General features: G+C 71.5%; 28 protein-coding genes. 20 read left to right on the top strand and 8 right to left on the bottom strand.

Translation table 11 applies throughout. From position 1 onward, the window contains the following. Positions 1-248: 248 nt before the first annotated feature. Positions 249-647, bottom strand: a complete 399-nt coding sequence (locus tag GGE06_RS44140) for a transposase (RefSeq protein WP_221518936.1) — start codon at positions 645-647, stop codon at positions 249-251. 91 nt (positions 648-738) lie between these two features. Then, entirely contained in the window at positions 739-1524 is a 786-nt protein-coding gene (locus tag GGE06_RS37330) for a DUF2785 domain-containing protein (RefSeq protein ID WP_116163674.1), read from the bottom strand. 343 nt (positions 1525-1867) lie between these two features. Here GGE06_RS37330 and GGE06_RS37325 point away from each other — a divergent pair, with 343 nt between their 5' ends. From GGE06_RS37325 to GGE06_RS37260, 15 genes are all read left to right on the top strand, one after another. After that, positions 1868-2746, top strand: coding sequence for a DUF8832 domain-containing protein (locus GGE06_RS37325; RefSeq protein ID WP_116163672.1), 879 nt, complete (start codon positions 1868-1870; stop codon positions 2744-2746). 89 nt (positions 2747-2835) lie between these two features. Continuing rightward, positions 2836-2961, top strand: a complete 126-nt coding sequence (locus GGE06_RS43580; RefSeq protein WP_281402405.1) for a hypothetical protein — start codon at positions 2836-2838, stop codon at positions 2959-2961. Between the two features lie 87 nt (positions 2962-3048). Beyond that, a complete protein-coding gene (locus GGE06_RS37320) occupies positions 3049-4326 on the top strand; it encodes an MFS transporter (RefSeq protein ID WP_184932878.1) in 1278 nt (425 codons plus the stop codon). A gap of 357 nt (positions 4327-4683) precedes the next feature. Further along, the gene (locus tag GGE06_RS37315) at positions 4684-5472 is read left to right on the top strand and encodes an SGNH/GDSL hydrolase family protein (protein ID WP_184932877.1); all 789 of its coding nucleotides are present in this window, start codon (positions 4684-4686) and stop codon (positions 5470-5472) included. A 178-nt stretch (positions 5473-5650) separates the two neighbouring features. Beyond that, complete coding sequence (locus tag GGE06_RS37310) at positions 5651-6691, top strand: C40 family peptidase (protein ID WP_184932876.1); 1041 nt, start codon at positions 5651-5653, stop codon at positions 6689-6691. A gap of 373 nt (positions 6692-7064) precedes the next feature. Beyond that, a complete protein-coding gene (locus GGE06_RS37305) occupies positions 7065-7433 on the top strand; it encodes a BlaI/MecI/CopY family transcriptional regulator (protein WP_116163665.1) in 369 nt (122 codons plus the stop codon). Then, complete coding sequence (locus GGE06_RS37300; RefSeq protein ID WP_184932875.1) at positions 7430-8338, top strand: M56 family metallopeptidase; 909 nt, start codon at positions 7430-7432, stop codon at positions 8336-8338. Before GGE06_RS37305 ends, GGE06_RS37300 begins: the two co-directional genes overlap by 4 nt. A 111-nt stretch (positions 8339-8449) precedes the next feature. After that, on the top strand, positions 8450-8806 hold the full coding sequence (locus GGE06_RS37295; RefSeq protein ID WP_184932874.1) for an NADH-quinone oxidoreductase subunit A: 357 nt from the start codon (positions 8450-8452) through the stop codon (positions 8804-8806). Beyond that, positions 8797-10185 carry a hypothetical protein gene (locus GGE06_RS37290; protein WP_184932873.1) on the top strand — a complete coding sequence of 463 codons (1389 nt, stop codon included), beginning with the start codon at positions 8797-8799 and terminating at the stop codon, positions 10183-10185. The genes GGE06_RS37295 and GGE06_RS37290 overlap by 10 nt, the downstream gene beginning before the upstream one ends. After that, the gene (locus tag GGE06_RS37285) at positions 10178-11065 is read left to right on the top strand and encodes a complex I subunit 1 family protein (RefSeq protein ID WP_116163657.1); all 888 of its coding nucleotides are present in this window, start codon (positions 10178-10180) and stop codon (positions 11063-11065) included. Before GGE06_RS37290 ends, GGE06_RS37285 begins: the two co-directional genes overlap by 8 nt. Next, positions 11062-11622, top strand: a complete 561-nt coding sequence (locus tag GGE06_RS37280; protein WP_116163655.1) for an NADH-quinone oxidoreductase subunit J — start codon at positions 11062-11064, stop codon at positions 11620-11622. The genes GGE06_RS37285 and GGE06_RS37280 overlap by 4 nt, the downstream gene beginning before the upstream one ends. After that, positions 11619-11924, top strand: coding sequence for an NADH-quinone oxidoreductase subunit NuoK (gene nuoK / locus GGE06_RS37275; RefSeq protein WP_116163653.1), 306 nt, complete (start codon positions 11619-11621; stop codon positions 11922-11924). Before GGE06_RS37280 ends, nuoK begins: the two co-directional genes overlap by 4 nt. Next, positions 11921-13873: an NADH-quinone oxidoreductase subunit 5 family protein gene (locus GGE06_RS37270; RefSeq protein ID WP_184932872.1), complete on the top strand. Its 1953-nt coding sequence runs from the start codon at positions 11921-11923 to the stop codon at positions 13871-13873. Before nuoK ends, GGE06_RS37270 begins: the two co-directional genes overlap by 4 nt. Before the next feature lie 75 nt (positions 13874-13948). Next, positions 13949-15454, top strand: coding sequence for a complex I subunit 4 family protein (locus tag GGE06_RS37265; protein WP_116163649.1), 1506 nt, complete (start codon positions 13949-13951; stop codon positions 15452-15454). Continuing rightward, positions 15451-16869 carry an NADH-quinone oxidoreductase subunit N gene (locus tag GGE06_RS37260; RefSeq protein WP_184932871.1) on the top strand — a complete coding sequence of 473 codons (1419 nt, stop codon included), beginning with the start codon at positions 15451-15453 and terminating at the stop codon, positions 16867-16869. Before GGE06_RS37265 ends, GGE06_RS37260 begins: the two co-directional genes overlap by 4 nt. A gap of 552 nt (positions 16870-17421) precedes the next feature. Here GGE06_RS37260 and GGE06_RS37255 read toward each other — a convergent pair. Genes GGE06_RS37255 through GGE06_RS37235 form a run of 5 tightly spaced genes read right to left on the bottom strand, consistent with a single transcriptional unit; the run spans position 17422 to position 21232 of the window. Beyond that, positions 17422-18678: an MFS transporter gene (locus GGE06_RS37255; RefSeq protein ID WP_116163645.1), complete on the bottom strand. Its 1257-nt coding sequence runs from the start codon at positions 18676-18678 to the stop codon at positions 17422-17424. A 26-nt stretch (positions 18679-18704) separates the two neighbouring features. Beyond that, a complete protein-coding gene (locus tag GGE06_RS37250) occupies positions 18705-19241 on the bottom strand; it encodes a cyclophilin-like fold protein (protein ID WP_116163643.1) in 537 nt (178 codons plus the stop codon). Positions 19242-19259: 18 nt separating this feature from the next. Further along, positions 19260-19751, bottom strand: a complete 492-nt coding sequence (locus tag GGE06_RS37245; protein WP_116163641.1) for an SDR family NAD(P)-dependent oxidoreductase — start codon at positions 19749-19751, stop codon at positions 19260-19262. A 28-nt stretch (positions 19752-19779) separates the two neighbouring features. Then, the gene (locus tag GGE06_RS37240; protein ID WP_116163639.1) at positions 19780-20190 is read right to left on the bottom strand and encodes a (R)-mandelonitrile lyase; all 411 of its coding nucleotides are present in this window, start codon (positions 20188-20190) and stop codon (positions 19780-19782) included. Between the two features lie 25 nt (positions 20191-20215). Continuing rightward, a complete protein-coding gene (locus GGE06_RS37235) occupies positions 20216-21232 on the bottom strand; it encodes a zinc-dependent alcohol dehydrogenase family protein (RefSeq protein ID WP_184932870.1) in 1017 nt (338 codons plus the stop codon). A 196-nt stretch (positions 21233-21428) separates the two neighbouring features. Between GGE06_RS37235 and GGE06_RS37230 the strand changes: the two genes are divergently transcribed. The 3 genes from GGE06_RS37230 (at position 21429) to GGE06_RS37220 (ending at position 23804) form a co-directional block, all read left to right on the top strand. Beyond that, complete coding sequence (locus GGE06_RS37230) at positions 21429-22322, top strand: helix-turn-helix transcriptional regulator (RefSeq protein WP_184932869.1); 894 nt, start codon at positions 21429-21431, stop codon at positions 22320-22322. Positions 22323-22394: 72 nt separating this feature from the next. Then, complete coding sequence (locus GGE06_RS37225) at positions 22395-22727, top strand: hypothetical protein (protein ID WP_181924751.1); 333 nt, start codon at positions 22395-22397, stop codon at positions 22725-22727. A gap of 153 nt (positions 22728-22880) precedes the next feature. Next, complete coding sequence (locus GGE06_RS37220; RefSeq protein ID WP_246532965.1) at positions 22881-23804, top strand: serine hydrolase; 924 nt, start codon at positions 22881-22883, stop codon at positions 23802-23804. A 301-nt stretch (positions 23805-24105) separates the two neighbouring features. Here GGE06_RS37220 and GGE06_RS37215 read toward each other — a convergent pair whose 3' ends face one another. After that, complete coding sequence (locus tag GGE06_RS37215) at positions 24106-24570, bottom strand: helix-turn-helix domain-containing protein (RefSeq protein WP_116163633.1); 465 nt, start codon at positions 24568-24570, stop codon at positions 24106-24108. A 72-nt stretch (positions 24571-24642) separates the two neighbouring features. Between GGE06_RS37215 and def the strand changes: the two genes are divergently transcribed. Both def and GGE06_RS37205 read left to right on the top strand, forming a co-directional pair. Beyond that, entirely contained in the window at positions 24643-25305 is a 663-nt protein-coding gene (gene def, locus GGE06_RS37210; RefSeq protein ID WP_184932868.1) for a peptide deformylase, read from the top strand. 347 nt (positions 25306-25652) lie between these two features. Further along, positions 25653-26963: a metallopeptidase domain-containing protein gene (locus GGE06_RS37205; protein ID WP_184932867.1), complete on the top strand. Its 1311-nt coding sequence runs from the start codon at positions 25653-25655 to the stop codon at positions 26961-26963. The last annotated feature ends 17 nt before the right edge of the window (positions 26964-26980 follow it).

Here is a 26980-nt window from a genome sequence, read left to right as displayed (position 1 = left end):
TGTCCCGGCGCCGCAGGTGCTCGCGGCACGGGCCGTTGCTGTCGGCCTTGTCCGCCGCGAGGCTGTCAGACGCCTTGCGTGGCCTGCCCGGCCCGATGCGTGGGACGCGGTTCTTCTCCAGGACGGGTTTGAGCTGGGTGCAGTCCGCCCGCTGCCCTGGTGTGACGATCAGGGGCAGCGGGCGGCAGCGGCCGTCCGCGCTCAGGTGGAGCTTGCCGGTGAACCCGCCCCGCGAGCGGCCCAGGCCTTCACCTCCCGCACCATCTCCGCCAGGCGGGCGACGAGACTCTGCCACGGCGTCTCGTCCTGGTGTTCCACCCTGCGGCCCCCTTTGATCCCGGAGCCGGAGGCGGGTCGGTGCGGGCGCCGGCCGCATGCTGATGCGCACGGACGATCGTGGAGTCGACCGAGATGCCCCGGTCGATCTCACCTGCGGCGTCGGCCGCGGCCCGGACCTGCTGGAGCAGACGTTCCCAGGTGCCGTCGGTCGACCACAGACGGTGGCGTTCGTGGGCCGTCTTCCACGGCCCGAACCGTTCGGGAAGGTCACGCCACTGCACCCCGGTCCGCACCCGGTGCAAAATGCCGTCGATCACCCGCCACAACGCCCGTTGCTCACCGGCAGGAACGGCCGCAGCCGTTCCCACTCGGCATCACTCAGATCACCGCGCCCCATCCCAAGAGCAACGAGCAACGAGCAAGACAGGCGATAGTCACAGATCAGCCGGACGAGTCCGTCTACGGAAGCAGCGGGCGCAAGACCGCTGCCACCTGGGCCTTGACCGCGTCGCCGCAGGAGAGCGGGACGGGGCGCCCGCCGCGGTCCGCGGACACTCCGAGGTCCGCCAGGATGTACAGGGCGCGCAGGGTGCGAACGGTGTTGGAGGCCCAGACCGGGATCGGCCCGCGCTCGTACGGGGCGAGGGCGGCGCCGATCTCCGACAACCATGCCGTCGACCGCTCCGGTGTCAGGTCGGGGCGGGTGAGGACGAGAGCGACGGCCTTGGCGAGCCGGTCGTCCTCCCGCTCCGCGAACAGGTGGTCCGTCGTGGCGAGCAGGCGCTCGGCGGCGAGCCCGAGCAGGCGCTCGGGGTCGGTCTCGGGACGCAGTCCGCAGGCCCCCAGCAGATCCGCACCGTGCGCGACGGCGTGCAGCCAACCGAGCTTGCCGTCGCGGCCCCGCAGGTCGGTCTCCGAGCGGTACCAGGCGGCGAACGCGTCGAGCCACTCGGCCCTGAGACATCCCTGACTCACGATCATCTTCAGCACGAGCGGGGCGAACGTCCGGGCCTGAATCCGAGGATCGGTGAACCGCTCCGCCATAAGATCGCCGAGCGCCAGCCGCCGGTCCCCGTCGATCACCCCGCGGCGGATCCAGGTGTCCAGTACCGCGTACGGGTAGCCGTCCCGGACCTCCGGGTCCGGATCCCCCAAAGCGTCGACCAACTCTGCGATCAGGTCGTCCAGCCGGCGCCCTGCAGGAAGTGCACAGTCGGACTCGTAGATCTCGCGCCAGTTCGTCACTCACGGCACCCTACCTGCAGCCACCAACCCCCTCACCTGCTTTTTTGCCGACCCGGCCAAGCCAACGGGGCGCTCTTCCGGGAAGTTCGCGTGAGCAGTCGGGCCCGGCCGACTGCTCACGCAAGCCCACCCTCGCCACTCGGCCACATCTGCCTCTGCACCGCGGCAGCCCTCGTCATCCGGCTCCACACGATCGCCCGGCCAGTTCCCAGTGGATGCGTCTCATCGGGTCCCTCGTGGGATTTCCACTCCGAGGCGCCGGAATACCCCCCAGGGGTATATGGTTATGGTCGTCGTCCTGAAGGGACAACGCCCGAAGCCGCATCGCACCAGGGGAGATGTCATGCAGAACCACGCCGGCCACGACCAGGCCAACCACTCCGGCCACGGCAGCCACGGCGACCACTCCGCGCATGGCGGTCACGGCTCGTCCCAGGCCGGTGGGCTGGCGGTATCGGAGAACGGGTACACCCTCGAACTCGACTCGACGATCCTCACCGCGGGCGTGCGGCAGATCAGTTTCAAGGTGACCGGTCCCGACGGCCAGGCGGTGACCGAGTTCGTCCCCGAGCACGAGAAGGAACTGCACTTCATCGCCGTCCGGCGGGACACCTCCGGGTTCCAGCACGTGCACCCGGTGAGGGACGAGAAGGGCACCTGGAGCACCGAACTGACCCTGGAGCCCGGGGACTGGAGGTTCTTCACCGACATCCACCCGGCCGGCCACGACGGGACCATGACGCTGGGGATCGACGTCGCGGTCGCCGGACCGTACGACCCGCGTCCGCTCCCGGAGGCCACCCACGTCGCACGGGTCGGCGAGTACGCCGTCACGCTCGACGGCGAGCTCGTGCCCGGCGAAGCGAGCGAACTGACCCTCACCGTCAGCCGGAGCGACCACCCCGTCACCGACCTGGAGCCCTACCTGGCCGCGTACGGACACCTCGTGGCGCTGCGGGTCGGCGACCTGGGCTACCTCCACGTCCACCCGGAGGGCCACCCCGGCGACGGCGTCACCGCGCCCGGGCCCGAGATCGCCTTCATGGCGGTCGCGCCTTCGGCCGGCACCTACCGCCTGTACCTGGACTTCCAGCACGACGGCGTCGTCCGGACGGCCGAGTTCACGGTACGGACCACCACGGCCGCGTCCCGCCCGCACGCGGCGTCCCCGGCCGCACCCGAGCACGGGGGCCACCACCACGGGCACCACGCACACCACTGACCGCGTATGACCGCTTGGACGGAACCGAACGCCCGTCATGGCCGAGGGGCGCTCGTCCCGTCGAGAGCCACCGTCCCGGAAGGAGCGCCATGCCCCACCTGACCCGCAGCACGCCCGGCACGGCGGTCGGCACCTCGCACGGCCCCCACACCGCCCGGACCCCGCAGGGATGCGGGCCGTGCCCCGACACCCCGGAGAGCGACACCCATGCCTGAGAACACACCCGCCTGTACGCGCGGGGCGCGGCCCCCACCCCGGGGCCGCGCCCCGCCGCATGGATCCGGATACGGAAGGAAACCGCCATGCGTCTGTTCGCCGTCCGCGACTACCGCCATCTGTTCGGCGCCCAGGTCATCGCCCTGTTCGGGACCGGGCTGACCACAGTGGCCCTCGGACTCCTCGCCTACGACCTCGCCGGTCCACGCGCCGGCATGGTGCTCAGCACCGCCCTCACCATCAAGATGGTCATGTACGTGGTCATAGCGCCCCTGGCCGCCGCCTACGTCGACCGCCTGCCCCGGAGAACGTTCCTGTTCCTCCTCGACGCGGTCCGCGGCGCTGTGGTCCTGGCACTGCCACTGGTCACCGAGGTCTGGCACATCTACGTGCTGATCGGCCTGCTCCAGGCCGCCTCCGCCGCGTTCACCCCGACGTTCCAGGCCGTCATCCCCGACATCGTCACCGACGAGGCCGCCTACACGCGCGCCCTGTCCGCCTCGCAGGTCGCCTCCGCCATGGAGAGCCTGCTCAGCCCCGTCCTTGCAGCCGTCGCCCTGACGTTCCTCAGCTTCGACCGGCTGTTCCTGGGCACCTCCGCCGGATTCCTCGTCTCCGCCCTGCTCGTCCTGTCGACCCGCATCCCCGACGCCCGCCCCAGCAGCCACACCAGGGCGTGGGACAAGGCGGCAGCCGGCATCAGGACGTTCCTCAGGACACCGCGGCTGCGCGGCATCATGGCGCTCAACCTCGTGGTCGCGTCGGCAGGGTCGATCGTCGTCGTCAACACCGTCAACCACGTCCGTGACGAGCTCGGCGGCTCGCAGTCGGACGTCGCCTGGATGCTCGCCACCTCCGGCACCGGAACCCTCCTGGCCGCGCTGGTCCTCCCCCGCGTCCTCGACCGGATCGCCGCCCGCACCGTGATGGTGACGGGTGCCCTCGTCCTCCTCGGCGGCACGGCCACCGCGGTGACGCTCTTCGCGACCGGCCTCATCACGTGGGCCGGTACGGCGATCGTCTGGGCGGTGATCGGCGTCGGCATGGCGCTGGTCATCACGCCGACCGGCAAGGTCATCCGCGCCTCCGTCGGGCGGAACGAGATCCCCGAGGCGTTCGCGGCCCAGTTCTCCCTGTCCCACCTGGCCTGGCTGGTCACCTATCCGGTGGCGGGGTGGCTCGGTACGAACGCCGGCTTCACCCTCACCTGGTCCGTCCTGACGGCCCTCGCCGGGACGGGAGCGATCGGCGCCCTCCTCCTCTGGCCGCGTCACGAGGGCCAAGGTGCCACGACCGGACTCGCGACGCCCGCCCGGCACGCACCCGGCATCACCGACCGCTCCACCCTGACCAAGGCGGCTTGAAGCATCGCGTACCGCACGGCGCCGGCAAGGGCTTCGCCGAGCGCCTCTGCGTGGCGAGTGGTGAGTGGTGACCACCACTGACGTGCGACCCGGCCCTCCGCGGGACTCGGGGGCGTGGCGTCATCACGCCATAGCGTGGAGACGCAACCCGATTCGCTTGGCCGGCCGTCCTTGCCCGGGCCAGGATTCTTCTCGGCTCGGCATCCGGCGGCACGGGGATCGAGCCCCAACGGCTAGGACCGGGCAGGCCTGACGCAGGCACGAACGGGCGGGTAATCCCCCGGCCCCCCGACGGTGCCACAGCGCCTGCCCGGTCCTATCGGCTCCTCGAGACACTCGGCGGAACGGGAGGCGGGCATGGTGGTCGAAGGTCAGAGCGAGCTCGACCGAGCCGCGATCGGCTCCTTCGTCGCTCTCGGGGACAGCTTCACCGAGGGCCTGGGCGACGAGACCCCGGACGGCGCGCTCGTAGGGTGGGCCGATCGCCTGGCCGACCTGATGGCCCGCCGCTCGCCCGTACCGTTCCGCTACGCCAATCTCGCCGTCCGGGGCCGCCTCATCGACGAGATCGCCACGGAGCAGGTGCCGCGGGTGGCCGACCTCAAGCCGGACCTGGTGAGCTTCTGCGCCGGCGGCAACGACATCCTGCGGTTCGGGAGCTCCGTGGACCGCATCGCCGAACGGTTCGAGGAAGCCGTCGTCGAGCTCGGCGCCCACGCGGACACGGTGCTGGTCTTCACCGGCTTCGACCCTCGGAACACTCCCGTCCTGCGCCGGTTACGGGGAAAGATCGCCACCTACACGGCGCACGTCCACGCCATCGCCCACCGGCACGGATGTCCGATCGTCGACCTGTGGTCGATGAAGCCCCTCCAGCATCCTTCCGCCTGGAGCGAGGACCGACTGCACCTGTCGTCCGAGGGTCACCAACACGTGGCGCGGCGGGCCGCCGAGGTCCTCGGTCTGGCTCCGGTACGTGACTCGGCCACGCCGACTGCCCGGCAGCTCCCCGTACAGCAGCCGGAGCGTCTCCAGGACCTGCGGTGGGCCAAGGAGCACTTCCTGCCCTGGCTCGGGCACCACCTGCTCGGCAAGAACTCGCCCGAAGTCCTGGAACCGAAGCGTCCCGAGCTTCTGCCGCTCTGAACCTCCCTGCCCGAGGCCCGAGAAGGCGGACAGGGCGCTCGTTGATTCTAATCATCTAAGAAGCTTAGTATTTGCGGAGCCTTCGCACGGCCGACCGCCCATCCGGGGCGGCGGCGGAGGCGCCGCCGTGCCCGCTGCGCGCAGCCCTTTCGGCGGTCGAGCAAGAAGGAGCTCCCCCGTGGCTTCCCACCGCCGCCCGAAGCAGACCAGTCCTCGCTATACGGGGGTCCTCACGGCGACTGCCGCGGCGGCTGTCGCCCTCTCCACCCAGACGGCTTCCGCCGACCCCCTTCCCGATCCGAACAAGAAGGGTGTGAAGGCCCAGGTCGATCGCCTCTACGAGCAGGCGACACAGGCGACCGAGAAGTACAACGGCGCCAAGGAGAAGGCGGACGCGCTCACGCGGCAGGTGGAAGCCCTCCAGGACGCCGCCGCCCGCAAGCAGGGCGAGCTCAATGAACTCCGCGACCGGATCGGCACGGTGGCCACCGGCCAGTACCGCTCGGGCGGCCTCGATCCCGCCCTCCAGCTCTTCCTCTCCGAGAACCCCGACACGTACCTGGAGAGGGCGTCCGCTCTCGACCGGGCCGGCGAGCGGCAGTCCGCCGTCCTGCAGCAGTTCCTCTCCGAGCAGCGCAGGCTCCAGCAGCAGCGCGGGGAAGCCTCGGAGAAGCTGCGCGACCTCGATGGGGTACAGAAGGAGCTGGGCAGGCGGAAGGGCGAGATCCAGGGCAAGCTGCGGGAGGCCCAGAGGCTCCTCAACACCCTCACGGCGAAAGAGCGGGCACGGATCGCCGAGGAGGAGGACCGGGCCGACCGGGCGAGCGCGCGGGTGGATCTGGGGAACGAGGCGAGCGCCTCCGGACGTGCGGCCGCCGCCTTCGCCGCCGCCAAGAGCCGGGTCGGCATGCCGTACGTCTGGGGGGCGAGCGGGCCGACGTCCTTCGACTGTTCCGGGCTCACGTCGTGGGCGTTCCGCCAGGCCGGCATGACGATTCCCCGTACGTCGCAGGCGCAGGCGAGCATCGGCACGCGCGTCGACTCCCTGGGCGACCTCAGGCCCGGCGACCTGATCATCATGCGCACCGACCTGAGCCATGTCGGCTTCTACGCCGGCAACGGGCAGATCCTCCACTCCCCCAAGCCCGGCGCGCAGGTGCGCTACGAGTCCATCGCCCGCAGCGGCATGCCCTTCATGTGGGGCGTCCGCATCGGCTGACGTCGGCGCCGGAGCGGGAGTGAGTTCCCGGTTCGAGCACGCTCTCACGCGGCCGAAGGCAAGCGGCCTCAGGGAACACGGCCACAACCCTCGCCGGGGACAAGGAGGCTGAGGGTCGGGCTGGGTCCAGGGCGGTGACGATGGCGCAGGCCGAGCGAAGGGAGCGCCCGAGCCGAGCGACCCCCGCTGTTCGGGGTCCCGAAGTCGGCGGCGGACCGCATCACCGACCACGTCGGATCGCCGAGGCGCCGGCCATCTGTGAGGCGGCGGGTCCGGGTCCCGGGACGTGCGTGCCGAGCGGCCTCGGAGAGCGCCGTGAACTGCGCGTCTAGGATGAACCGGATACGGAAGCAGCGCGGAGAGGACACGGCCCATGCGGCGGCTGGGGGAGCTTGAGGCGGAGATCATGGACCGCTTCTGGACGTGGGGCCGCCCGGCGACCGTCCGCGAGGTCGTCGACGACATCAATCAGCACCGGGACCTCGCCTACACCACGGTGACCACGGTCACCAGCATCCTCTTCCAGAAGGGCCACCTCACCCGCGTCCGACATGGGCGGGTCTGGCACTACGAGGCCGCGGCCTCGCGAGAGGCGTACGCGGCGGCGCTGATGGAGGACGGTCTGGGAGCCAGCACCGACCGTCCGGCGGCGCTGGCCCAGTTCGTGGAGAACCTCGACGACGACGAGCTCGCGGCCCTTCGCGAGGCCCTCCGCAACGTCGGACGACGGGCCGCGCAGTGAACGCCGCCCCGGCCCTGCTGGGATACGCGGCCCTCGTGGGCGTGGCCGTACCCCGCTTGATGACGCGCAGCGTCTGGCCACACCGGGCGCCGGGGCTGGGCGCCGCCGTGTGGCTCGCCCTGTCCCTGTCGTTCACGATCGCGGTCGCGCTCGCCGCCTCCCAGCTTGCAGCGCCGACCGAGCACCTGCACCTCGGCCTCCTCGGCCTCCTCCACGCCTGCGGACTGGGTACGACGGCGCCGCGGCCCGACCCGACCACGGTGGATCTGCTTGCCTTGACCATGCCCCTCGCCGTCGTCACCGCCTTCGTCGCCGCGTCTCTCTTCCACCTCGCTCGTACGGGGCTCATCCGCGCACGTCATCGCGACCGGCTGGACAAGGTGGGGGCCCGCTGCGACCGCCTCCGTGCCACGGTGCTCCCGCACTCCACACCGGCGGCATACTGCCTGCCGGGCTTCCGCTCCCGCATCGTCGTCAGCGACGCCGCCGTCCGTCTGCTCACGGAGGAGCAGCTGAGCGCCGTCCTCGAGCACGAGCGCGCGCACGTCGCCGGCCGCCACCATCTCCTGCTGGCCGCCACGCACGGGTTCGCCACCGTCTTCCCCTGGCTTCCGCTGGCGCGCCGTGCCCGCGAGCAGATGGCCGTCCTGCTGGAGATGATCGCGGACGACCGCGCACTGCGACGCCACGACCGCGAAGTCCTCGCGACCGCGATGTACGAGATGGCCGCCGGTCGCGCGCCCAAGGGCGCCTTCGCAGCGGGCGGATCGACGGCGCTGCTCCGCATGAAGCGCATCCTGGGCCCGCGCCGGACTCCGCACCCCGCCTTCCGGGGATCGGTGGCCTCGGCGGTTCTCGCCGTCCCGCTTCTCCCCCTGCTGGTGGCCTGCCCTCCCGGCCTCTGAGGACGGCGCGACGCGACATTCCCCGCGTTGCTCCTTTTGTCCCGACTTCTCCGCTGACATGCTGCCTGCCGAGGGCGGCCTGCGTCGGGCTGGGCGCCGGGAAGGGGCCACGTGCGATCCACCGCCTGGGAGCCGGTCGCCGTACTGCTCGCGGTCGTCGTCGGCGGCGTCCTCCTGCTCCATGGCGTCGGCGTCGCCGTGCGCGCGGTCCGTGAGCCGCTGACCACGGGGCCCTTCAGCGGAGGGTTCGAGCCCCGGGAGCACCCGGTCTCGCGCTTCCATGTGCGCTGGTACCCCGTGACGATGGTCTTCCTCGCCTTCGACATGGAGATGCTCTTCATGTACCCGTGGACGAAGGTCGTCCCGGAGGTCGGCACCTCGGCCGTCGTCGAGATGTTCCTCTTCCTCGGAATCCTGCTCGCCGGCGTCGGTTACGCCTGGCGCGAGGGAGCGTTCCGGTGGACCTGAGGAACCGCCTCGGCAGGGTGGCCCTGGATCGCCCCGCCGTTCTGCTCGTGACCGCCGCCGGCGCGACGCGCGAGCGCCTCGCCGTCGAGGCCGAACTCGCGCGCCGGCGCTGGCCGCGGGCATCCGGCCCGGCAGCGGCCGATCTGGTGGCCTTCGCGGGTGCCCCCGCACCGGCCGGGGACGACGACTGGGCGGAGCGCTTGTGGAACGGCGTACCGGCACCGAAGGCGCGTGTGCGTGTGAGGGATCCCGAACACGCGGCACATGCCCTGGAGCACGGACGCATGGCGCTCCTTGTTGGGGCCGGCACACAGGGCCGCCAGGAGCAGCGCGAGCCCGCGGGGCACGAGCGGCACGATGCAGACGGGGAGCACCCTCCACAGCACGACGGTCACACCGCCTCCGGACGCAGCGAACACGACGGTCACACCACCTCCGGACCCAGCGAGCACGACGGCCACGGTCACGACGCGCACCAGGACCACGGGGGCTCCCACGCCGGTACGGATCAGGGTCACCACGGCCACGGCGGCTCCCACCCCGGTACGGATCACGATCACCACGGCCACCACATGGGCGGCGCGATCCTCGGGCTTCCGATGGCCGAACGGGCCGACGACCGGGACGGGTTGCGCCTCGACCGGCTGCACGTGCCCCTGGGACCGGCGTTGCCGGACTGGCCCGCCGGGCTCGTCGTGCGCACCGAGCTCCAGGGGGATGTCGTGCAGCGCGCCTCGGTCGAAGCGCTGGTCCCTCCGCGCTCGTCCCGGCCGGCCTTCTGGAGCGAGCCGTGGCTCAGGTCCGCGGCCGGCGCACCGGTGACGGTCGACGAAGCCGCCCGTCGTCGGTGCGCGGCGCACCTGGACAGTGTCGGCAGGTTCCTCGCCGTGGCGGGCTGGCGCGATCCGGCGGCCGTGGCCCGCCGGGCACGTGACCAGGTGCTCGGCGGCGCCTCGGTCGCCGATCTCCGGTCCGGGCTGCGCACGTTGACCCGTCGGGTGCGCAGGTCGTGGACGCTGCGCTGGCTCACCTCGGGAGTAGGGGTTCTGTCCTCCACGCAGGCGCAGCGGTACGGGGTGACCGGGCCCGCGCTGCTCGCCGACGGTGACGCGTACGACCGACTGCTCGTCTGGCTGGAGGAGATCGACCGCGCCGTCGACGCCTGCGACGACCGCTCCCCCCTCGCCTCCCACGCGCTGAACGGCCCCCGAGGGCGCATCGCCCCGGAGGCTCCGGCCTCTCGGACACTCGTCGACGTGCTGCCCGTACTCCTGGAAGGCACCGAATTCGCGTGCGCGCGGCTCGTCGTGGCGAGCTTGGATCCCGATCTCGACGAGCTGGCACCGCAGCACGCGCGCGGCGGGCACGCGCATGGCTGAAACGGCGCCGCTCTGGGCGGCCGTCGTTCTGCCCGTCGCCCTGGTCCTCGTGGCGTGGGCGGCGGCGAGCGTCGATGCCCGGTCCGCCGGCCTGGGCCGCGCGGTGCTGCGGTTGCTGGTGCAGCAGCGCCGGTTGACGCGGGCGGCCGACGTCCTGCTCGTACGGGTGGGGACGACGCTCCTTCCGGTCGCGGCCGTACTCGCCGCGGTCGTCCTCCCCCTCGGCTTCCGCTCCGTGTCCGATCTCCCCGACGGGATCGTCTGGTTCAACGCCATGGAGGCCCTGGCCTGGGCGGCGGTGTGGCTGACGGGCTGGGGGCCGAACTCCGCGCTGTCGCTGATCGGCGGCTATCGCTTCCTCGCCCAGGGCCTCGCGTACGAGCTGCCGCACATGCTGGCCATCACCACGGCGGCGCTCGGTGCGGAGTCGCTGCGCGTGGGCGCGCTCGTCGACGCGCAGGCGGGGCTGTGGTTCGCGGTCTGGATGCCGGTCGCCTTCGGGGTCTATCTCCTGAGCGCGCTGGCCATGGCGTTCTGGGGGCCGTTCGACCAGCCCGTCGGGACCGATGTGGCCGGCGGGGCGGCGAGCGAGCTGGCCGGTGTGGACCGGTTGCTGTTCCTCGGCGGGCGATGGCTGCTGTTCGTGGTGGCCGCGGCCTTCTCCGTACCCCTGTTCCTCGGCGGTGGGCAGGGGCCCTTCCTTCCGGCCTGGGCGTGGACCGTGCTCAAGACCGCTGCGGTTCTGGGGCTGCTGATGTGGGCCCGGCGGAGGGTTCCGACCGTTCGGATGGAGCGTTACGTGGAGCTGGCGTGGGTGGTGCTGACGCCGCTGGCGGTGGCGCAGGCCCTGGTGGTGGCCGTGGTGGTGCTCGGGCGATGACGACCGCGGCGTTCTGGATCCTGGCCGTGCTCGCGGTGGCGGGCGGCGTGATGGTGTTCCGCTTCGACTCCATGGCGCGTGCGACGTTCTCCCTGCTCACCGCGCTGCTGTGCGTGGGCGGGGAGCTGATCGTGCTGGGCCTGGAGTACCTGGGGATCGTGACGGTCCTGATGATGACGATCGAGATGGCCATCATGGCCGTCTTCATGATCATGTTCATGATGAACCCGGCCGGATTGATGCCCATGACGATGGTGCACAACAAGCGAGGAGCCGCCGCCCTCTGCGTCACGGCGTTCGTCCTCCTCGTCGCCGGCATTCTGCTGGCGCCGTGGCCGCGACGGCGTGGCCGGGCTCCGGCAGATCCGACCACGGACCTCGGGATGGCCCTGATGGGGCCTCAGATGCTGACCATGATGACGCTGGGCATGGCCCTGTTCGCTACGATCGTCGCCACCGTCGTCCTCGCGACCCGCCGCGGCCGGTACGAGCGCTACGGCGACGACCTCCGGGCCACCCGGCCCGACGACCCGGTGCGGGGCGGGGTGGGCCGGTGAACCTGGAAGTGTTCCTGATCGTCGCCGCCGCCCTGTTCTGCGTCGGCCTGTTCGGCGCGCTGACGCAGCAGTCGATCGTGATGCTGATGATGGGCCTGGAGCTGATGCTGGGCGGGGTGATCCTCGCCGCCGGCGCGGCCTGGCACTACATCGCCCCGGCGACGGCCGACGGGCAGGTCCTGGTCGTCGTCGCCATCACGGCCATGGCGGTGGAGATGGCGATCGGATTCGCCGTGGTCACCGCACTGTTCCGGTCCCGCGAGGTCGACATGACCGACATGGCGGCGGAGCTGAGGGAATGAGCCCGGTGCTGTGGGCGCTGGTCGCCCTGCCCGTGACATGCGGGGCGCTGCTGCTCGCGGGCGGGCGGACGCTGGACCGGTGGGCGCCCGCGGCGGCCGTGGCGGTGGCGATCGCGTCTCTCGGCCTCGCCGTCACGGCCGCCGTGCGGCACCCGGCCGTCGAAGCGCCGCTCCTCGACGGGCTTCCCGTCCGGCTCGGCGTGGACGGTCTCTCCGGGGTGCTCGTCGTGACCGTCACGGCCGTCACGCTCGCCGTCCTGCTGTTCAGCACGGCGGAATTCGCCGCCGACGAGGCGCGGGCCCGGTTCTTCGGCCTGATGCTGCTGTTCGCCGGCAGCATGCTCGTCACCGTGACCGCGACGACCCTGCCCACCCTCCTCATGGGCTGGGAGGTCATGGGCGCCACCTCGTGGGCCCTGATCGGTTACTGGTGGCGTGAGCCCGTCCGTACGGCTGCGGCCCAGACCGCCTTCCTCGTCACCCGTACCGCGGACCTCGGCCTCTACCTCGCCGCCGGCGCCGCTCTCGCCGCCGCACCCGGCCCCCTGTCCCTCGACACGCTCGACGACACGGGCGAGCCGTGGCTGTCGTTCGTCACGGCGGGGATCCTCCTGGCGGCGTTCGGAAAGTCCGCGCAACTCCCCTTCAGCTTCTGGCTGTCGCGGGCGATGCAGGGTCCGAGCCCGGTGTCCGCGCTGCTGCACTCGGCGACCATGGTCGTCGCCGGCGCCTACCTGCTGCTCCGTACCGGCGCACTGCTCGACGCCTCGGGCTGGGGCGCGGACACGGCCGCGTGGGTGGGAGCGGCGACCGCGGTGGCCCTCGGGCTCGTCGCCGTGGCGCAGAGCGACCTCAAGCAGCTGCTCGCCGCGTCGACCTGCGCCCAGATCGGCTTCATGGTGCTCGCCGCCGGCGTGGGCGCGAGCACCGGCGGGGCACTGCAGCTGATGGCCCATGCGGCCGCGAAGAGCCTGCTGTTCATGGTCGCGGGCGCGTGGCTGACGTCCTGGGGGACACAGCGGCTGACCGAGCTGCGCGGGGTGGCTCGCTTCCGGCGGTCGGTCGGCGTGATCTGCACGGTGGGTGCCCTGTCGCTCGCCGGGCTTCCGCCGCTCTCCCTGTGGGCGGCAAAGGACGTCCTTCTGGCCGGGGCGTTGGAGGACGGTGGCGGGCTGTACGCGGTGGGGCTCGGCGCGGCCGTTCTGTCGGCCGTCTACAGCGTCAAGATCCTCTGGTACGTGTGGCGTCCGATGCCCGCGGGGGCGGTGGAACGGCGGCGCCGCATGCCCGCGTCCGGGGTGGAACAGCGGCACCCGATCCCCGCGTCGGCGGTGCACCAGCGGCACCCGGTGCCCACGTCGGCCGTGGAGCAGCGGCGCCCGATCCCCGCCGGCGCCGTTCCGCCGCTCGCGCTGCTCGCCCTCGCCTGCGCCGCGCTCACGCCTCTGGCGTTTCCGCCGGTACGGGACACGCTCACCGACTACCTCGGCCAAGGCCCAGAACCCGAACCTCATGCAGGGGAGTTCGCCGTCTCGGGGCTGGTCGCGCTCGTCGCCGCCGCCCTGGCCTGGGCCTGGCCCTGGGGCGGCCGGACTCTCGTGCCGCCTTGGACACGGCGACTGTGTCGTGAGTGGCTGCGGCTGGAACGAGCCGCCCACGTCCTCATCGTCTCCCCCGCCCTCGGTCTGGCCCGCGCCGCCGCGGCGTTCGACGACCGGGTCCTGGACCGCGCCGTGAACGCTTCGGGCGTCGGCGCCCTGGTGCTGGCCCGGTGGACGAACCGGTTCGTCGAAGGGGCGGTCGACGGGGCGGTCGAGGGTCTCGCCACGGCGACGCGGCGCCTGGGCCGGTGGGCCCGCCGACCGCAGACCGGGCAGCTGCACCAGTACCTCGCCCAGGCCGTAGCCGCCTTCTCCGTCATCGCCGTCGTGCTCGTCCTCGTGAGGTAGCCGATCACCACCCTCTTCCTGTGCCCTCGTGCGGCTTCCGCTCGCTTCCCCCACCCCGTCCTCGTGAGGTAACCGTTGCTCACCGCCCTCGTCTTCGCCCCGACCGCGGTCGCCGTCCTGCTCCTGGCCCTGCCCGGCCGTACCCCGGTCCAGGCCGTGCGCGCGCTGTGGGTCGCCACGGCGGCCGCCGAGCTCGGGCTCGTCATCGCCGTGTGGGCCGGGTACGAGACGGGCGGCGGCATCCAGTACGAGGTGCGGGCCCGTTGGATCCCCAACGCGGGGGTCGGCTACCACGTCGGCGTGGACGGCCTGTCCTTGCCGCTGCTCGCCCTCACCTGCGTCCTGTTCCTGGCCTGCGCCGTGTACGCGCTGCGTGACCGGCACCGGTTCCGTGAGTTCGCCGCGCTCTTCCTCTTCCTCCAGACGACCTGCCTGGGGCTGTTCGTCTCCCTCGACCTGATCCTGTTCTTCGTCTTCTTCGACCTGTCGATCGTGGCGATGTACTTCGTCATCGCGGGCTGGGGACACGGTGACGCCAAGCGGGCCGCGCTGAAGTTCTTCCTCTACACCTTCATCGGCTCGCTCGCGCTGCTGCTCGGCTTCATCGGCCTGTACCTCGCCGCCTCCCCGCACACCTTCGACATCGTGGACCTGACCCGGCAGAACCCCCTGGCGGGCCGGGGCACGTACGCCGGTCTCGTGCTGCTCGCGATCGGCCTCGGACTCGCCGTCAAGACGCCCACCGTCCCGTTCCACACCTGGCTGCCCCCGGCCCACACCGAGGCCCCGGCGGCCGGATCGGCCATCCTCGCCGGCGTGCTCCTGAAGATGGGGACGTACGGATTCCTGCGCATCGCCATGCCCCTGCTGCCGGACGCCTGGCGTCGCTACGCCCTCGTCCTCGTCGTGATCGGTGTCGTCTCCGTCCTGTACGGCGCCCTGGTGGCGCTCGCCCAGACGGACTTCAAACGCATGGTCGCGTACACCTCGGTCAACCACATGGGCTACATCGTCCTGGCCGTCGGTGCCGCCGCCGCGACCACCGACACCTCGGCGCAGGCACGCTCGCTCGCCGTCACCGGCTCGGTCACCCAGATGGTCAGCCACGGCCTCATCACGGGCGCGCTGTTCCTCCTCGCCGGCGTTCTCCACGACCGCGCGCGGAGCTACGACATGGGCGCGTACGGCGGCCTGGCCGCGCCCGCGCCGGTGTTCGCGGCGCTGACGGGTGTGGCCGCCTTCGCCTCCCTCGGGCTCCCCGGCTTCTCCGGGTTCATCGCGGAGTTCCAGATCTTCACCGGTGCTCTCGGGCCGAGACCGCTGGCCACCGCCCTGTCCGTGCTCGGCATCCTCCTCACGGCCGGCCTGTTCCTGCGCGCCCTGCGGCAACTCCTCATGGGCCCTGTGCGCCTCCCCGACACACCCGGCACCCCTCGTGCGTTCACCGACCTGCGGGCGCACGAGAGCGCCGCCGTCGTCCCGCTCCTCGCGCTCGCCGTCGTCCTGGGCGTCGCCCCGCGCTTCCTCCTCGACGTCATCGAGCCGGCCTCGCGCACGGTCCTGGAGCTCCTCGCCCGATGACCGACATGAACGAGAACCCGCTCGACATCCTCCCCGAGCTGCTCCTCGCCGCCTCGGCCGTCCTCGGACTGCTGCTCGGGGCCTGGTTGCCGAGGCGCTGGCAGTGGCTCGTGGGGATCCTCGCCTGCGGTGCGGCGCTCGCGGGCATCGTGGCGGCGTCCGTCGCCGCGGCGGGACCGGACCTCACCGCGTTCGGCGAGGGGTTCACCGTCGACCCGGTCACCAGCACCACCCGCGTCGTCGTGCTCGGATCCGTCCTGCTCGTACTCGCCCTGTGCGCCCGCCCGTTCCACGCCCACCCCCGCGAGAGCGAGCTCTACGTACTGCTGCAACTCTCCGCCCTCGGCGCCCTCGTCATGGCCGGCGCCCAGGACCTTCTGCTGCTCGCCGCCGGCTACCTGCTCGCGAGCGTCCCCGCGTACGCCCTCGCCGGCTTCCGCAAGGACGGTCCGGGCACGGAGGCGGCCCTCAAGTACTACGTGATCGGCGCGCTGCTCGGTGTCGTCATGCTGGCCGGCATCACGGTGCTGTACGCGGCCGGGCGAGCCACGGGATACCCGCTGCTCGGCCCCGCCCTGCCCCAGGCACCCGTGTCACTGGTCGCCGCCGGGACCGTGGGCCTGCTCGCGGGCGTGCTGTTCAAGGCGGGCGCCGTCCCCGCCCACTTCTGGGTGCCGGACGCGATCCAGGGCAGCACCGCGCCGGTCGCCGCCTTCCTGACCACCGTCCCGAAGATCGGCGCCCTCACCGCTCTGCTGCGCCTCGGCGAGGCCGCCCTCTCCGACAGCGGCATGCCGTGGGCAGCGCTCGTCTCCGTCATCGCCGCCGCCTCCATGACCCTGGGCAATCTCGCCGCCTTCTTCCAGACGGACGTGAAGCGGCTCCTCGCGTACTCCACCATCAGCCAGGTCGGCTACCTGCTCCTGCCCGTCGCCGTGGCCGGCCGATCCGACCTGGCCCAGCCGGCCCTCCTCTACTATCTGGCCGCCTACGCCGTCACGAACCTGGGAGCCTTCGCCGTGGTCTGCGCCCTCCCCCGCGCCACCCGGATCGACGACTACCGCGGCCTCGCCCGTCGGCGCCCGCTGCTCGCCGCAAGCCTGGTGACCTGCCTGCTCGGCCTCGTCGGCACGCCGCCCACGGCGGTCTTCGTCGGCAAGCTGGAGGCGTTCACCGCCGCGTTCGACGGCGGCTACGCCTGGCTCGCCGTCCTGGCCGCCGTGAACACCGTGGCCTCGCTGTTCTACTACCTGCGCCTGATCCTGCCCGCCGTATCAGGACGCCCTGGCGACGCTCTCACCGACGGCGACCTCCCGGCCCGCGTCGCCGCCTACACCGCCGCCGCAGTCTCGGTGGGCCTGGGGGTGGCGGCGGGACCGGTACTTCCGCTGCTGAGCGGCTCCCTCAGCACGTGACGGCCATCGCGAGCGACAGCGGAGTCGATCGCGCAGCTCTGCAAGCAGGGCAAGCCCTCCCACTGGACGAGCACGTCGAGCTGGAGGGGCGCTTGTTACGTGGATCCCGGTGATGGACTCGCCCGACCGGATGGACGCGGTCGTGCACGCCCTGGCCTGCCCAGCCCCGGTCTCCACGGGCAGCGGTTCGTACGCCGACCAGCGGCTTGTGGCGTGCCCTTGAACTCCTGCATATGCCGTTGGCTGGTTCGTGCACACCTCTGGCGCACCCCCGTAGCCCGGTGGCAGGGTGAAGAGCACGCGGCTCCCCGCCCCACCCCAAGCGGGCTACGCCGTCGGCCCTGCCTTCCCGCGCCCGTGAGGGCAGGGCCGCGCCCGCCTCCCGGCTCCCCACGGGAGGCTGCAGGCGCGCCCGAACGAGCTCGGAGGCCGTCGGCAGCCGCGCCCCGTGTAGCTCCGCCCGCCCGAGCCCGGTGCGGAGTCGCCCTCGTTGTAGGCCGTGTCGAGGCAGGCGAAGGGCTCCATCGTGCGGTCGGCGACGATGGAGGTGTGTCAGTGCCTGGATGACACAGATGTTGTCTCGTGGTCCCGCATGCGGGCCGGGGCTGTGTGCCGGGCCGCGATCCGGGCCTGCCGCCGGGTGCCGCCGAGGGCGAGGGCGATGAGCGGCAGGAGGGTGAGGGCGGCGGAGACGGCGCCGACCAGGGCCGGTCCGGTCAGGCCGAGGGAGGTGTTCAGGGCTCGGCCGGCGAGGGCGGAGCCGACGGCGATGCCGGTGTTGTAGGCGGAGGTGGACAGGGCCGAGGTGAGGGTGGGGGCGTCGCCGGCGAAGCGGACGGCGAGTGCGGTGACGACGGGGTTGACGGTGAACCCGGCCAGGGCCATGAGGAAGACCAGGACGACGGCGGTGGCGGGCCCGGTCGACAGCGGGATCAGCAGGAACAGTGCCAGGGCGGTGACCGCGGCGGCCGTGATGGTGGTGGCCATCGGGCGGCGGTCGCCGAGCCGGCCGCCGATGGCGGTGCCGCCCAGGGCACCGAGCCCGAAGACGATCAGTACCGACGGGACGGCCCCGGACGGGATGCCGGCGCGGTCGGTCAGCAGCGGGGTGATGTAGGTGTACGTGGCCAGGACACCGCCCATGATCAGGACGGCGGCGGCCAAGGCCAGCCACAGCCGGCCCTGGCGCAGGGCGCGGACCTCGGCCCGTACAGAGAGCTCGGCCCGCTGTTCCGTCGCGGGGACGAAGCGGGCGACGAACACGGCGGCAAGGGCGGCGAGGACGGCCAGGGCCCAGAAGGGGCCGCGCCAGCCGGTGTACCGGCCGACGAACGAGCCGATCGGCACGCCGACGACGTTGGCCAGGGTCAGGCCGCCCATCATGACGCCGACGGCCCGGGTGGCCCGCGCCGGGCCCGCGGCGGCGGTGGCGATGACGAATCCGACGGCCCAGAACGCGCCGGTGGCCAGCGCGGTGACCACCCTGGCGGCGAGGACGACCGTGAAGGAGGTGCTGAGCGCGGCGACGACGTGTCCGAGGGCGAAGAGGGCCAGGGCCAGGACGAGGGTCAGACGCCGGGGCAGGCGCAGGGTGGCCAGGGCCGTGGTCGGCCCGCCGACGATCATGCCGACGGCGAAGGCGGTGATCAGCAGGCCGGCGCGGGAGAGGCCGACGCCGAGGTCACCGGCGATCTCCGGCAGAAGTCCTGCGATGACGAACTCGGTGGTGCCCATCAGGAACGTGCCGGCGGCGAGCACCCAGACGACGAAGGGCAGCTTGCCCGTGGGGGTGCCGGCTGCGGAAGGCATACGGGTAGTTCTCTTTCTCTGGGGGTTCAGGAGGCGGCTTCGACGGTGATGCGCTCGGCCCGGCCGAGCTGGTCTGCGCTGACGTCGAGGTGGCCGAGGATGAGCAGGTCGGCGGAGGCGGCGGGCCCCTCCTGGTGGAAGAGGGCCAGGTTGCCCCAGGGGGCGTAGTAGGCGATGTCGCCGACCTTGGCCGCGGCCGGCTCGGGGGCGCCGGAGGTGTCCAGCTTGCGCGGCAGGTCGGTGACCCGTTCCGTACCGTGGAAGTCTTCGAGGTCCAGGGTGAGCGGGAGCAGTTCGGCGAAGTCGCGCGCGGCGGGGCTGTCGTTCAAGGTGGCGTCGACGGGGCGGCCGTCGAGGGTGACTCTGATGTCCATGGCGGTGCTCCTGCCGGAGGCGGATGGTGCGGTGGATGCCGCTGTCTCCTGCTCTTCCTGGGACGCGGAGGCGGAAGACGAAGAGGGCGGCGTGGCTTCTTGCGAGTCGCGGGCGCAGGCGGTCGCGGCCAGCAACAGGGCGGCTGCCGGAGCGAAGCGGGCCGACCGGCGACGGGCAGCGGAGTTCATGGAGGAGATCCCCGGGCCTCATGTGGGCATGGGCTCGGCGTAGTGCCGGAAGCCGCCGCGTTCGGTGTGGATGGCGTACAGGCGCTCGGCCAGTGCGTCAGGGCTGGAGTGCTCGGCGTCGGGCCTGATCGCACCGGGGATGATCAGCTGGGCGGCGTGGATGTTCTGGTCGGCGAGGGCGTCGTGGAGCATCGCCGCGTAGGCGCTCTCTGCGGCGGACGCGATCGAGGTGCCGGCCCGCTCGGGGTTCGGGCGCACGGCGCTGGATCCGTTGACGAACGGCAGCGTGTCGGCGACTTCGTGCAGGGCCGCGGTGAGAGAAGCAGGGTCGAGGACGTCGGCGGTGAAGCCGCGGGCCTGGACGTTCTCCCGCGCCGGCTCGGCCACCAGGTCGTCCTGGTGCTGGAGGCTGCGCGAGAGGAGGGCGACGCGGTGGCCGGCGGCGCCGAAGCGGCGGGCGGCCGCCAGTCCCAGGCCCGGTCCCGCGCCGACGAGAGCGAAGGTGGTCACAGGGTTCTCCTCAAGGACGATGGGGGGCTCAGCCGGTGGCCGGGGCTGTGGCGTACTCGGCGTCGGTGACGGGGGTCAGCCAGTGGACGACGTCGTGGGCGTGGTCGCCCTCGTTGATGGCGAGGTGGACCATCAGCCGGTTCGGTGCGGCGCCGTGCCAGTGCTCCTCGTCGGCTTCGAACAGGACGCGGTCGCCGGGCCGGATGACTTCCACCGGGCCGCCGCGCCGCTGGCACAGGCCGACTCCTTCGGTGACGAAGACGGTCTGGCCCAAGGGGTGGCGGTGCCAGTGGGTGCGGGCGCCGGGCATGAAGTGCACCAGGTTGGCGGTGACCCGGGAGGGGGCCGGGGCCGCGGCGACGGCGTCGATGTAGACGTCGCCGGTGAACCAGTCGGACGGGCCTTTGACGGTGTCGATCGAGCTGCGGGTGATCTGCATGGTCGTTCCTCGGGCGGTAGGCGGGTCAGGGAGTGAGGAGGGCCTTGATGGCGCGGCGCTCGTCCATCGCCCGGTAGCCCTCGGCGACCCGTTCCAGGGGCAGGGTGAGGTCGAAGACCTTGCCGGGGTCGATGCGGCCGGCAAGGACGCGGTCGATCAGGTCGGGCAGGTAGCGGCGCACGGGTGCGGGACCGCCGCGCAGGCCGACGTGGGAGAAGAACAGTTCCTGCCCGTCGACCGCGACGTCGTGGGGGACGCCGACGAAGCCGACGCTGCCCCCGGGCCGGGCCGCGTGCAGGGCCTGCCGCATGGCCTCGGCGGTGCCGACGCACTCCAGGACGCTGTCGGCGCCGATCCCGCCCGTCAGCTCCTTGATCCGGGCCACGCCCTCCTCACCGCGCTCGGTGACGACGTCGGTGGCGCCGAAGGCCAGGGCGAGGTTCTGCCGGGACTCGTGGCGGGACATGGCGATGATCCGCTCCGCACCCCTCTCCTTCGCGGCGATCACCCCGCACAGGCCGACCGCTCCGTCACCGACGACCACGGCGGTCGAGCCGGGCCCGACCTCGGCGGCGTCCGCGGCCCACCAGCCGGTGCCCAGTACGTCCGAGACCGCCAGCAGGCCCGGCCAGAACTTCTCGTCCGGCACCCCGTCGGTGGCGACCAGGGTGCCCTGGGCGTGGGGGATGCGGACGTACTCGGCCTGGCAGGTGGACATGAACTCGCGGTGCAGGCAGTTCGACGGGAACCCGTTCCTGCAGTTCGCGCAGGTGTTGTCGGAGGTGGCGAACGAGCCGACGACGAACTGTCCGGGCCGGACGGAGGTGACCTCGCTGCCGACCTCCTCCACGAAGCCGACGTACTCGTGCCCCATCGGGTGCGGGTCGCCGATCGGCTCCGCGCCCCGATAGGGCCACAGGTCCGAGCCGCAGACACAGGTGACGGCCGTACGGATGATCGCGTCGGTGGGATGAAGGATCTTCGGGTCGTCCAGGGTCTCGAAACGGACGTCGCCGGGGGCATGGATCACTGCGCCGCGCATGAGGGGTTCCTTGGGTACGAGAGGGCTGGACCGCCGTGGGCGGTCCGCGTGCCGGCGTTCCCGCTCTGCCGGAGGAGCAGCAGGGAGAACGCCACGTCATCCAGGTAACCCGTGCTTCGCGGGCGCAGCGAGTCACTGACGAGGGGTGTACCGGCAGTACATCCCTCCGTCGCCCGCCAGGCCGTACCGTCGAGGTGTGGACAACCGAGCAGAGGTCCGTGAGTTCCTCACCTCGCGGCGATCCAGGATCACCCCCGAGCAGGCCGGGCTGCCCTCCGGCCCCCGGCGCCGCGTCCCGGGGCTGCGCAGGAGTGAGGTCGCGGCGCTGGCCGACGTCAGCGTCGAGTACTACGCCAAGCTGGAGCGCGGCAACCTCGCCGGCGTCTCACCGGCCGTCCTGGAAGCCGTCGCCCGCGCCCTCCGGCTCGACGACGCCGAACGCGCCCACCTGCTGAACCTCGCCCGTGCCGCTGACGGCTCCGATGCCCTCACCCGGCCCCGCCGACGCCGTACCAAGGACCAGTGGAAGCCGCACCGCAGCCTGCAGTGGACCCTCGACGCCATCACCGCGGGGCCCGCGTTCGTACGCAACGGCCGCATGGACCTTCTCGCCGCCAACCGGCTCGCCCGTGCCTTCTACGCCGACGTCTACGCCGATCCGCACAACCAGGCGAACCTGGCCCGCTTCCAGTTCCTCGACCCCTCCTCCCGCCGTTTCTACCCCGACTGGGACGTCGCCGCCGACATCTCCGTGGCCATCCTGCGCACCGAGGCCGGCCGCAACCCCCACGACAAGGACCTGCACGACCTCGTCGGCGAACTGTCCACCCGCAGCGACGCCTTCCGCACCCGCTGGGGCGCCCACGACGTCCGCCACCACGGCACCGGCACCAAACGCTTCCGCCACCAGGTCGTCGGCGACCTCACCCTGGCCTACGAAGGGCTGGAGATGGCCGCCGAACCAGGCCTCACTCTCACCATCTACACCGCCGAACCCGGCTCGCCCTCCGAAGAGGGCCTGCGGTTCCTGGCCTCCTGGGCGGCCACGGAGGAAGCCGCCTCGTCGGCGAAACCATCGGCAACCGGCTGACCACAGTTCACACGAATCCAGCTGGTTCGGCTTCGGGGGCGGGCTGCCGGAGCCGGTTGCGGGGCTGTACATGTGTACGCCGCCCGGAAATTCGTCGGCCTCGGGGATGTCCGCAGGTTGGCGATGGTGGCCGGTGAGTCGTGCGGTGAGGGTGCGGACGGCGTCTGCCAGGTGGTCGAGGGTCTCCGGGGAGGCCGTGATGCGGACGGTGGCATCGACGAGGTGAAAGCCCTTCCCGCGCTTGCTGTGGATGTCGTGGACCTCGGCGCCGAGCTGCTCGGCGGCCTTCATCCGGACCGGGTCGTCGTCGTAGTACACGGTGTGGGCACCGGCGCAGTGGACCGCGACGTCGACGCAGTGGAGGCCGATGGAACCGGTTCCGCACTGAGAGGTCACCCGAGGTAGACCCGGCTCTTTCACGGCGGCGTCACGCGCACGGGGCGCCCGGGGCGCCCGGTCCAAGAATTCCACCGGATTCGCACAACCATCCGCACGCTCATGAGTCATGTAAGGCGAGCACGCCGAAGGCGTGTTCGTTTCACTCCAGGGGGGACCCACATGACTCACCACATATCCCTGCGCGCCCGCGTGCTTCCGGCCGTGGCCGCCGCCGGGATGCTCGTGCCCGTCGTCGCGGGCGCGGCACCCGCCTCCGCCGCCACCGCGCCGCAGGTCAGCTGCACGTCCGGCAAGGCCGGGCTCGCCACCAAGCTTCAGAGGGACATCACCGCCGCCCTCGCCACGCGCACCGGTACCGTCGCCGTCGGCCTGCGCGACCGCACCACGAACACCACCTGCACCCTGCGGGCCACGACCTCGTACGACTCGGCCAGCGTCGTGAAGGTGACCGTCCTCGCCACGCTCCTGTGGGACGCCAAGAAGACCAACCGGTACCTGACCACGCGCGAGTCCACCCTGGCCACCGCCATGATCACCAAGTCCGACAACGCGGCCACCACCTCCCTGTGGAACCAGCTCGGCGTCACCAAGGTGAAGGGCTTCCTGGCCGCTGCCGGCATGACGCGGACGGTGCCGGGGTCCGGCGGCTACTGGGGGCTCACCCAGATCAACGTCACCGACGAGCAGCGTCTGCTCTCGCTGATCACCGCCAGGAACACCGTCCTGAGCGACAACTCCCGCGCCTACATCAGCAAGCTCATGGGGCAGGTCGTCAGCTCGCAGAGGTGGGGAACGCCGGCCGGCGCGCCTTCCTCCGTGTCCGTGCACGTCAAGAACGGCTGGCTTCAGCGCGCCACGCGCGGCTGGCGCGTGCACAGCGTCGGCACGTTCCAGGGAGGCGGCCACGACTACACCATCTCCGTGCTCACCGACGGCAACAGCACGATGACCTACGGCGTGAACACGATCCAGGCCGTGGCCAAGGTGATCCACCGGGACCTGATCCCGACCGCGACCACTGCGACCCGTTACGCCCCGACCACCACGCCGAGCGAGGCGTACGTCGCGGTGCCCCAGGGCTGACGCCTTGATCGCACGCGCAGAGGGCAACCGGGAACAGCGGGCCGGACTCTCCGCAGCATCGTCCGCCACCTCTCGTCGCACCCCCGCCTCGCGATAGCCCTGGCATCGGCCCAGCCTGCGGGGCGGTCTTCAGGCAGGCCGTGGAGCAGCACCAGGAACTTCGGCGAGTCGGACAACGGCTGCCGGCGACCGACCCGCCGGCAGCCCCACGCCTCACGGAAGCGCGATGGGCCGACCTCCCGCCACCCATCCCCCGAAGGCGGGTGGTCGGCCGCACCACGGGCCGTCTGCCAACGGCTCCTCAGCCCTGGTCCGCGTCGTCTGCCGGATGGGGAAGCAGGGGGAACAGTCGGGTGATGAGGGCCACCGGCCGAGCGCCGTCGGGCCGGGCGAGGGGACGTTGTTCGCGGTCCTGGTAGGGCTCGAGCGCCCGCCGGATCACGTTCGCGACCCGGCTCATCTCTTCAGGTGTCAGATAGGCGACAGCACTGAAGGCTTCGTCGTGGCGCCACTCGGACGGCACTTCTTCTCGCCGGTCCAGCCATCGCTGCCAGCTCTCGTCCTCCAGCCCGCGGGCCAAGTCGCCGAACTGCTCCTCCACAGGACCGTCCGCGGCGAGGGTGTGCTGCTTCAGACGCCAAGGACGTGCACGACCCCCGCGATGGGGGGCTTCTTCGATGAATCCGTGACGTGCGAGCTGCCGCAGGTGGAACGAGCAGAGACCAGAGCTGCAGCCCAGCCGGGAGGCCGCTTCCGGAGTTGGCAGGCAGCAGTCCTGCTGAAGGCATCAACTGCGGTGGCCTCCGCGGCATCTGCGGCGCGCGCAAAGGAGACGGCCATGTCCGTTCGTCACGAGCAGTCCCGTCCCGTCGACCGACGAGTCCGTGTGCAAGGACGCCCGGTAGACGCCTATCCGGCTCTGTCACCAGAGGTGGAACGGGGTTCGGTGCGCAGGGTCACGGTGGTGGGTGAGGAGGTGCCGAGCCGTCCGTGCCGGGAGGTGACCGAGTTCGGGACTCCGGAGTTGTCGGCGTTGATCGACGACATGTTCGTGACCATGCATGTGGCCGACGGCGCCGGCCTTGCCGCCAACCAGGTTGGCGTCGTTCTGTGCCTGTTCGTGTACGACTGCCCGGACGACGAGGGGATCCGGCACGTCGGTCACCTCATCAACCCGGTTCTGAACGTGCCCGATCCGGGGAGTCGGCGGCTCGTCGACGAACTCGAGGGCTGCCTGTCCGTACCCGGTGCCGCCATGGCGGTTCCCCGCACCGATCGTGCTGTCGTCCGCGGGTTCGACAAGGACGGCAACCCTCTCGTCATCGAGGGGTTCGGCTACTTCGCCCGGTGCCTGCAGCATGAGACCGATCACCTCGTCGGCCACACGTATCTCGACCGACTCTCCCAACGGGACCGCAAGGACGCGTTGCGGCAGATGGAAGACCGCAGGGAGGCCGCCTTCGCGCAGCGCGCGATCGAGGCCGCCCGCCTGGGCCGATGAGATGCTTGTCAGCACCCACGTGCTCGACGGATGCACCGCGCACCACTGACGATGCGTGCTCGATCCTCCCCACACGGCACGTGGCCATGCCGTCCCGACCGGCCATGCCGAGGAATTCCGGGTCGTCGATCCGGGCCCGGCGCAGACCGACGGGGCTCACCCCGGGAAGTTCCCACAGGGCGGCCGGCAGCCTGATCACCCCGAGAACGCCGCCTCACCCCCCGCCCGTACGGGCGGTCTCGTCGCGGCGTTCTCGGGCCTTGACGACGGACCTCCGGCCCTCCCATAGCACGACGACTCAACTCGCGCAGTTCGACAGGTCGTGGCCATAATGGAACGAGGAATGGATGCGGTCGCGGAAGGGCGACATGCTGTCGGATCGCATTCTCTTCTACGGCGCAGGGGGGCGAGGAGTCGTCGAGTCGATCGGTGTCGACAACATCCTCAAGGATGAAAGAGTCATCCCCGCAGGTGGTTTCGCATCGGACTGGACGCAGGTCGCCGCGCTCCAAGGCGGTCGCATCCTCTTCTACGCTCCCTCCGGGCGCATAGTCATCTGTTCCATCGACGCGGACAACGCCATCAAGGACGTCACCGTCTTCCCCGCCGGCACCTACGCAACGGACTGGACGGAGATCGCCTTCCTGCAGCCGCCGGCAAAGCCGTCCTCCTGGGCTGTCGTGCTGATCAAGTTCAGTGACGCGACCACGGCACCGTCCTATCCCCGCGAACGCTTCACGGAGGTGTTCGGTGGCGCAGGCGTCGGCAAGTTCAACATGGTCGACCACTTCTGGGAGATGTCCCACGGAACACTCGACCTCAGCGTGTCCAGGGTGTTCGGCTGGTACACGATCCCCCAGAAGAAGAGCGACTACACCGGGTCGGGAGCGAACCCGGCAGGCCGCGCGGACCTCATCACATGGGCACGCAAAGCCGCGGCGAACGCCGGTGAGAACCTCTCCCCCTACGCGGATCACGTCTTCGTCATCACGCATCCCCCCACGGACCTCTTCGGCGGGGCGGGGCTCGGCGGCGTCTCCGGCGACGACAGGGACGGCGCCGGCATGTCCTCGCTTTCCCCTGCCCTGGTCGGGCAGGAGATGGGCCACGTGTATTCCCTCGACCACTCCCGGGCAGGGGGCGTCGAGTACAGGGACAGCTGGGACGTCATGAGCAACCGCGGCCTCTACATGGCGCCGCACCCGGTCTACAAGGAGCTGGACGGCAGCGGGCGGCCGATCTGGCGGATCGGCCCCGGGCTCAACGCCGCCAACATGGCGGGCCGGGGATGGCTCGACGCCTCACGCGTCTGGCAGGCCGCTGCCACCGAGTCGAACAGGATCGTCGACCTGAGACCGCTCCACAGCCGCGGTCTCGCCGGCTACCTCTGCGCCCGCGTGGGCCCGTACTTCTTCGAGTTCCGCGTGAAGGAACTCTGGGACGCGGCCATCTCCCAGCCGTGCGTTCTGGTGCACGAGTTCAACGGCAACCAGTCGGACCTCCTCCCCGCGACGAACGGCCACCAGGACCTGCGGACAGGCGACGAGTTCCTCAGAGGAAACCCCGCCGGCCCCACAGGAACGCTCGTCCAGGTCAAGGTCCTGAACATCGACGCCGCTACGCGCACGGCAAGGCTCAGCGTGACGCGGCGGCCATGACCTCGTCACCGCGTGGG

Origin of the sequence: Streptomyces nymphaeiformis (genome assembly GCF_014203895.1) — a bacterium.
Classification (GTDB): domain Bacteria; phylum Actinomycetota; class Actinomycetes; order Streptomycetales; family Streptomycetaceae; genus Streptomyces; species Streptomyces nymphaeiformis.
The sequence above is the reverse complement of the archived record's forward strand: the minus strand, read 5'-3'. Positions and strand labels throughout refer to the sequence as shown.